Source organism: Paenibacillus zanthoxyli JH29 (genome assembly GCF_000520715.1).
GTDB lineage: Bacteria > Bacillota > Bacilli > Paenibacillales > Paenibacillaceae > Paenibacillus_AQ > Paenibacillus_AQ zanthoxyli.
On record NZ_ASSD01000483.1, the window covers coordinates 1 to 7,739 of the forward strand.

At 44.3% G+C, this 7,739-nt stretch carries 8 protein-coding genes and 2 pseudogenes; 3 read left to right on the forward strand and 7 right to left on the reverse strand.

Going from position 1 to position 7,739, the window contains the following annotated elements:
* Nucleotides 1-308: 308 nt before the first annotated feature.
* Nucleotides 309-1,775 carry a DHA2 family efflux MFS transporter permease subunit gene (locus tag L691_RS0118485; RefSeq protein WP_025691890.1) on the reverse strand — a complete coding sequence of 489 codons (1,467 nt, stop codon included), beginning with the start codon at nt 1,773-1,775 and terminating at the stop codon, nt 309-311.
* Nucleotides 1,776-2,651: an SDR family NAD(P)-dependent oxidoreductase gene (locus L691_RS0118490; RefSeq protein ID WP_025691891.1), complete on the reverse strand. Its 876-nt coding sequence runs from the start codon at nt 2,649-2,651 to the stop codon at nt 1,776-1,778. It lies immediately after the preceding gene.
* Nucleotides 2,652-2,774: 123 nt separating this feature from the next.
* Here L691_RS0118490 and L691_RS0118495 point away from each other — a divergent pair, with 123 nt between their 5' ends.
* On the forward strand, nt 2,775-3,242 hold the full coding sequence (locus tag L691_RS0118495) for a MarR family winged helix-turn-helix transcriptional regulator (protein ID WP_025691892.1): 468 nt from the start codon (nt 2,775-2,777) through the stop codon (nt 3,240-3,242).
* Between the two features lie 137 nt (nt 3,243-3,379).
* Here L691_RS0118495 and L691_RS0118500 read toward each other — a convergent pair whose 3' ends face one another.
* The gene (locus L691_RS0118500; RefSeq protein ID WP_025691893.1) at nt 3,380-4,156 is read right to left on the reverse strand and encodes an AraC family transcriptional regulator; all 777 of its coding nucleotides are present in this window, start codon (nt 4,154-4,156) and stop codon (nt 3,380-3,382) included.
* Between the two features lie 24 nt (nt 4,157-4,180).
* Nucleotides 4,181-4,756 (reverse strand): LysE family translocator, encoded by a 576-nt coding sequence (locus L691_RS0118505; RefSeq protein ID WP_025691894.1) that lies wholly within the window; start codon nt 4,754-4,756, stop codon nt 4,181-4,183.
* A gap of 215 nt (nt 4,757-4,971) precedes the next feature.
* Here L691_RS0118505 and L691_RS34335 point away from each other — a divergent pair.
* Nucleotides 4,972-5,043: pseudogene (locus tag L691_RS34335) on the forward strand (putative holin-like toxin); the annotation flags it as partial.
* A 92-nt stretch (nt 5,044-5,135) separates the two neighbouring features.
* Here L691_RS34335 and L691_RS0118510 read toward each other — a convergent pair.
* From L691_RS0118510 to L691_RS0118520, 3 genes are all read right to left on the reverse strand, one after another.
* Entirely contained in the window at nt 5,136-5,534 is a 399-nt protein-coding gene (locus L691_RS0118510; RefSeq protein ID WP_036737330.1) for a YkvA family protein, read from the reverse strand.
* Between the two features lie 229 nt (nt 5,535-5,763).
* Nucleotides 5,764-6,660 carry an RCC1 domain-containing protein gene (locus L691_RS0118515; protein WP_025691896.1) on the reverse strand — a complete coding sequence of 299 codons (897 nt, stop codon included), beginning with the start codon at nt 6,658-6,660 and terminating at the stop codon, nt 5,764-5,766.
* Between the two features lie 82 nt (nt 6,661-6,742).
* Nucleotides 6,743-7,426: a DUF6273 domain-containing protein gene (locus L691_RS0118520; RefSeq protein WP_025691897.1), complete on the reverse strand. Its 684-nt coding sequence runs from the start codon at nt 7,424-7,426 to the stop codon at nt 6,743-6,745.
* A gap of 180 nt (nt 7,427-7,606) precedes the next feature.
* On the opposite strand from L691_RS0118520, the pseudogene L691_RS31430 reads away from it, so the two are divergent.
* Nucleotides 7,607-7,702 (forward strand): annotated as a pseudogene (locus L691_RS31430) (MerR family DNA-binding transcriptional regulator); the annotation flags it as partial.
* Between the last annotated feature and the right edge of the window lie 37 nt (nt 7,703-7,739).

Sequence of the window (7,739 nt, forward strand, 5' to 3'; positions counted from 1 at the left end):
TAGCAAAACAAGTCGCACAAAAGAAATAGACCGCCCTGCTCAAGGATAACGGTCTATTTCTCGAGGCCTACCTTATAAGCCGCCGTCCTTAAAAGCGGCTATTGCTAGGGGAGTCGTGTTACCAGCACGGCTCTCTTTGCATTGTACGCTGTTTCTGAGTTGAGTATACCACAGGGGGAAACAAATGTTAACACGGTTAATGCTGTTAGCTGGCGCTAGGATCCGCTTTTGGGTTAAGTTATTATCACCATTACTGGCGTTTATTTGGATCTGTTGGTAAATTCGCCTTATCCGCAGATTTTTGCAATTCAGGCCTTCCTGCCGGTTCCAGCCTGTATCAACTCACCGTGCGGAGCGACTTCAGGCTGCTTTGTTTTCTTAATGAAGAAGGACATCACCAGCCCGATTGCTCCAAAAATAATGACGGCTAAATATGCATCGTTCATCCCCGCTATAGAGGCCTTCTGCAGCAATTGCGACTGATCGCCAATCACTCCTTCGGCAGCCATCCTAACCGCATGAAACTGTGCACGGTTGGTCAGGATCGTGACCAGAAGCGCTGTGCCGATGGCACCCGACACTTGCTTGACCGTATTGGAAATGGCAGTTCCGTGAGCATGGTACGAAGCCGGAAGCTGGTTAAGTCCCGCGGTTGTAATCGGCATCATGAACAATGCCATTCCGATTCGTCTGCCGGTGGACATGAGCAGAAGATAGATATAGCTTGTGGAGTCCGTTAACGAAGTAAAGCCGATGGTTGTCACAATCGTAATGGCGATACCGATGACCGAAAGCCATCTTGCGCCAAACCTGTCGAACAGTCTGCCCGCAACGGGCATAAGCAAGCCCATAATCAAGGCGCCCGGCAGCATCAAAATTCCGGCATCAAATGCCGTGTAGTGCCTCATATTCTGTAAATAGATCGGAAGCAGCATCATATCTGCATACATGACCACCGTCACAGTAACATTAATAAGGGTGGTCAGCGTAAACATGTTGTATTTGAATGCTTTCAATTCCAGTAAGGGGGTTTTGCTCTTAAGCTGGGTTATTGAAAAAAGAACCAGCGAGATCACGCCAACAAGCAAGGTTACAATCACTTCGGTCGATGTCCAGCCGATTGCGCCTGCTCTGCTGAATCCATATAGTAAAGTGCCGAATCCAACAGTGGACAAAATCATGCCGGTAATATCCAGCTTGGGATAGGCCCGCTCTGTTACATTTTTCAAGTAAAAAAAGGCCAGAAGGATAACCAACGCCGCAAACGGAATAATGACATAGAACAGCGAACGCCAGGCGTAATGATCCAGCATATACCCGGCATAGGCCGGACCGATTGCAGGGGCAAAGATAATGGCTACTCCAATAAGCCCCATTGCGCCTCCACGCTTCTCCTCAGGATAGATGGCAAGCACAACATTCATCAGGAGCGGCATAATGATGCCTGCTCCCGCAGCCTGCATAAGACGCCCAATGAGCAGCAGTTCAAAGCCAGGAGCTACTCCAGATACAACAGATCCGGCTAGAAACGCAAGCATAGCTGAAAGGAATAATTCACGGGTCGTAAAACGCTGCATCAGATAGGCTGTGATAGGAATAAAAACTCCATTCACCAGCATGTACCCTGTTGTCAGCCATTGAGCCGTTGTGGCCGAGATGTTAAAATCTGTTATTAATTCTGGAATAGCGACACTCATAATCGTCTGATTCAGAACGGCTATGAAAGCACCCAATATCATGATGAACAACAGAGGTCCTTTATTAATCTTGTTCATTTATTTCAGCACTCCTTTTTGTTCCAAAAGATCTGCGGTTGCCCTCCATAGCTTGTTCTGCATTTCGGTATCCCCGCCCGGGTGCACAGGCCTAATGGAATCTCCGGTGCCAACGTTAAAATATCCTCCCGTCACCTTCTGGTACTTCGGGTCCACAACCAGCCGGGTGATGATTTCAGCTCCTTTGCGCGGATCGCCAATATGGAGTAATTTTAAGATACGTTCAAGTATGGACGCGAACCAAAGCTCACGTCCAAGTCCTGTAACATTGAACCCGGGATTCAACGCATTTACACTGATTCCAGTTCCGGTTAACCGACGGCCCAGTTCAGCTGTGAACATAATATTGAGGAGCTTGGTTTTTCCGTAGATTGCAGATGAGCCTCTGGCTGTAAATGGAGTGGTATCGGTTAAATCACCCGGCAGCTTTAGAATCCCGTGATTTCGCGAGGCTTCCGAAGCCACATTTACAATTCTGGCCGTTCCCGCATTTCTTAAGGATGGTTCCAGCACTTGCGACAATAGCCACGGGGCCAAGTAATTCACCGCAATCATTTCAGGAAATCCCTCAGAGGTAGTGCGCTGTTCAAAGGCATGGAGCCCCGCATTGTTCACTAGCACATCGATCTTGGGAAAAGCAGCTGTAATTTCCTGTCCAACACGTCTCACATCCTTCATCAGGGACAAGTCCCCGTAAAAGAAATCTACTTTTGTTGAAGGTGAACTGTCTTTGATCCATTGCCTTGTTGCCTCAGCCCGCTCCTTGCTTCTGGCGGTCATGACAAGGTGAGCGCCGCGTTTCGCCAAATCCATAGCGACAATTTGCCCCAGCCCGCTTGTTGCTCCAGTGATGACAACGATAGGTTTGTGGTTCATAATTAGTCTCCTCTGTGGGTTATACTTTTTTGATTGACATATGTCAACTATATTGATTTAATGGATATATGTCAACTACTTACACGGATTAATCTTATTATTTATAGAGGATGGGGTAAAACAGTGGAATATGATCAAGATAATGACCAAGGCAAAAATGTGATAAGAGAGCAATTAGAACTACAGCTTGGCGAACAGCTTCATGCGCTTATCAGCGCCTCCCATGCATTGAATGTTCGGGCTGCAGAAAGGTTCGATCCTACAATCCAACCCGCTGCCTTCCACATTGTTCGTTGGCTCTATTCCTACGGTCCGACAAGCGCCGCTGCGTTAGCTGAATCCACAGCCATGGACCGGAGCTCCGTTAGCCGCCTTGTTAAACCTCTGGAACAGAAAGGGTATGTTAACAAGGCAAATTCGCCGGATGATGGACGAGGGGTCCTTCTGTCTCTCACTGAGCTTGGACACCAAATGACCATTCATGCCCTTAAGGAGAAAGAGAACGCATTCTATGAGCGAATTTCCAATTGGAACAATGATCAGCTTGAAGCGTTCATTACGATGCTCAGAAACTTCAATGGATTTGATTAACCTCACGCATTAAAAAGAACCCTCATCTCCACTTAATGGGTGGATTTGAAGGTTCTTTTGCTTGAAAAACGGGACTCGCCTATTCAGTCGATTCTGGCAAAAGATAAGAAGATCACTCGGACCGCAGATTTCACTCCTCAATTTATATGGGACCTGTATTCAAATGCTGTTGTTCCATATACGCTTTTAAAGTGTTTATTTAAATGGGTTAAATCAACAAAACCGCATTCAGCTACTGCTGAATAAATATCTCCGTTTTTTTCTATTAGCTGCTTTGCACGTTCGATCTTGCAGTTAAGAAAGTATTGGTATGGTGAAATTCCAGTATGAGCCTTGAATAGTCGGATAAACTGAAATTTCGATAAATTAAGCTCTTTACATATCTCATCAAGTTTAAGTACAGTTTCCAGGTTGGAATGAAGCATATCCATTGCTTTTCTAATTAGAGCGTTATCTTTCTTATATTCTGTAGACAGATTCGTTTGAATAAGGCTATCCGTGAGGGATAAGAGTAACTCACTGCACAAAGCCTCATCTTTTTCGCTTAATATTGCATTAGAAAGACTTAATATTTTTTGTTCAAGTCCATAATCATACACAATCGGGGTTGAAAAACGTACGATTTCCTTTTTCTCAATAACTTCTAAAAGCAATTGCGGCTCAATATACAGCATTACATAATCCAGTCCTGCCTCATCATGCGCCATTCCGTCATGTGCCTGCTCCGGATTAAAAAGCATAACACCATTTTGATAAGATAATTGCAAATTGCCGTCCAGGTTATACTCTTGAATACCTCGCAATGTTACACCTGCTGCATACTCCTTGTGAGAGTGCTTTTTATACGTAAAATCAGTAAGGCTTGCTGACAACGCAGTAATACCTGCCGATTTTTTATAGATAAATTTGTCCACTTCATTCACCTCTTGATAGCTTACCTATATCCATATCATTACTGCAGCATAAGCTAAAAATAGAGCCATCATTACATTAACAGCCCTTGTATGCTTTTGTAAAAACGCCTTGAAGATTGTACCGAACAGAACCCATGTAATAAAGGCTAAAAATCCAATAAGAGTAATAGTTATAACACTTATTGTCACAGCAGGCATTGCGGTATAGTAGGGCAGAATAAAGCTGGGGATTACAGTCATTGTAAATAGTAAGACCTTGGGATTTAAAAACTGCATAAGGAAGCCTGACATAAAAGTACCCGTTTGGTTTACAGTTGGTTTTGATGTATCCATTTTGTAAATTTGATAAGCGAGATAGAACATATAAAAGCTTCCGATGATCTGCATAATAATTAAAATTTTAGGCATTACCGTTATAAGCATAGTATTCAACATAGCGGAAATAACAAGCAATAGACCAAAAGCAATAGTTGCTCCATACGTATATTCCATTGCCTTTTTTGTCCCAAAATTATGCACTGTGGATAATATGACGATATTAGTAGGCCCTGGCGTTATAGTGATAATAATACAGTATAATAAAAAAGATGTAATATTCATGAGGAAAACTCCCTTCAAGTATTCTCACATGACTATACATCTTAAATTTAAATGGCTTATAGTATATTATTGCAGGTTTATAATGGACAAGGCATCAGGCCTATTCACTAGAAGTCGCAGAAAAGGCAGGAAGTCATAAGGATAAGTTGTGAACTACCCCAAAGGTAAAGTGAATACGGAAAACAGTATCAATAAACCGCGTAGAATAAGGCGTATACCAAGCTTTGACGCTGATGATTTCATTCGCGACACTGGTTACGCTGATACTCACCAATAAACGGAAATAGACCGCCCCAGGCAAGGGAAGCGGCCTATTCTGCTACTCCGATTGTCTACAGCCGAACCGCCCTTAAAAGCGGCTATTGCTTGGAGAGTCGTGTTATGTGAAGAACTTATAACACATGCTCCCAATCCAAATAGCTAACAAAATCCAAACTAAAATAATTATTGCTCCAGTCACCCAATTTTTCGGCTTTCCGTTCTTTCGAATTTCCTCCGCCCTTACCTTACAGTCTTCAATAACCGAAGTTGGAATCATTTTAAGTGCAAGCGTTATCCCGAGCGGAACAATAATTAAATCATCAAGATAACCCAAAACTGGAATGAAATCAGGAATTAAATCAATTGGACTAAATGCATATGCAACAACTAATATCGTAAATAGCTTAGCATACCACGGAACTCTTGGGTCTTTATAAGCTAGGTATAACACAAAAATATTTCGTTTTATTTCTCTTGCCTTACTCTTTACTCTTTCCAATGCCTTCGCTTCTCCCATGATAAAGCCCCCGATTTAATCTTTTGTAATCTCCCCTTCAACTTTACCTTCAGTCTAATAAACGGTTGTTATTTTTTATGCCATCTGTTAAGTTTAGCAAGTTCCGCTTCATTCTCTTCCACTTAATGAAAGGTGAAGTTTCCCTTTTTTTGTTTCAGTCTCAACCCTTGTCGCATCAGCGATTCGGCCTATTTTTTCGCTTGGAAAGTTGAGTTATTAATATTGAAAACTAATTGCCGGGAAGTTGGATGCCGCGCCAGCCGCTTACATCGCATTGGCCATATTCATTATCACCCACAGCAACCACCGTGCCGTCCGATTTAAGGCCGAGAGTATGAGCGCAACCCGCCGCAACCGCCACAATATCGCGCCAGCCACTTACATTGCATTGGCCATACTCATTCCAACCCACAGCCGCAACCGTACCGTCCGATTTAAGGCCGATGGTATGATTACTACCCGCCGCTATCGCCATAATACCGCGCCAGCCGCTTACATCGCATTGGTGATGCTTATTCAAACCCACAGCCGCCACCGTACCGTCCGATTTAAGCCCGACGGTATGAAGGTAACCCGCCGCGACCGCCACAATATCGCGCCAGCCGCTTACATCGCATTGGCTATACCGATTATTACCCACAGCCGTCACCGTGCCGTCCAATTTAAGCCCGATGGTATGCCAGTCACCCGCCGCGACCGCCACCATATCACGCCAGCCGCTTACATTGCATTCGCCTTCATTATTTCGGCCCACAGCTACCACCGTGCCATCCGATTTAAGCCCAATGGTACGACGCCAACCCGCCGCAACCGCTACAATATCGCGCCAGTCATTTACATCGCATTGGTCATGCTTATTCCAACCCACAGCCGCCACCGTACCGTCAGATTTAAGACCGATGGTATGAGCATTACCCGTGTTCGTCGCCATATGAACATTACCAGCCGCAATCGCCACAATATCGCGCCAGTCGCTTACATCACATTGGCCATATTTATTATCACCCACAGCCGTCACCGTTCCGTCAGATTTAAGACCAACGGTATGACGACGACCCGCCGCTATGGTATCTTTAGGCCACCGTTTCACCTTTAACGCCGCTTCTTTCGGTGAAATGTAATCCATGTCTTTCCTCCTTGAAAACAAGACCTAACTCCACCGCTTTACATTCATAGTTGGCTGGGTATTTTCTCGTTTTCCATCTTTATCATGAAAGATTCATATTTAAAGCAGGACGCACACCATAACCGTCTATACTGTTATTCCCATAGCTGCGAACACTGCAATCTGTTCCTACAAAAAACGCACGTGAAGGCTTGTTTCCTTGTGTTCGCAGCCACCACCAGGAACAGCCAACTTCTTCGCCGTCTTTGAAGATATAGTTATCTTTGTTCGTTTTATCATATACATATAAGCTGCATCCATCGGGCTTTTTCGTCTTGGCAAAATCGGTTCCAACAGCGCGCCTTAAATCCTTGCCGTTGATCTCAGATAACTCCTCTATCTCGGCAACGCTTAGCAGAAAGACCTTGTCCTCCGTATCCGGGCAGCCCTCTCCGTTGTCTGTGCAATGAGTTGTCTTTATGAATTGCTTTTCGGCGTCACTGAATGCAGCGTTATAGAATTCATCATTCAGCCATTCGCGCAAATCGCAGTCATGCCACGTAATTTCCATGCAATCACGCCACTTCAGTTCCGCGCTCTTACCGTGATACCTCTTGCAGTCTAAAATATACTCACTCAAAACAAACAGCTCGCTTCCTGAATTTTGAAGAACACGCCATTTAATCGCCAGTTCTTTACCGTCTACAGACTGCGGATACGTGCCGAACGTAATGAATTCCCCGGGCTTTAGGTTCCAGTACGTTAAAGCAAAATGACCCTTTTCCATTAAGTTTCCTCCTCGATTTTTCATTCCAACTTGATCATATAACATTCATGCAAGATTTCGTTTGACATACCAAGAATCCTTGTGTGGACGACCATTGTCTCTTATAATATTGTTTCCGTACTTTAGAGTTTGACTTTAAGGAAGGTGTTGCAGGTGGACAAAACCTTTACTCCGAAACAGATGGCCGAGAGACTCCATGTCAGCACCACAACCTTGCGAAGATATGAGAGTCTCGATTTGGTGCCTGACGTACCTCGGACAGCCAGTAATAGAAGATTGAAGTTAGACTGAATAGTAGACACAGAATATACTG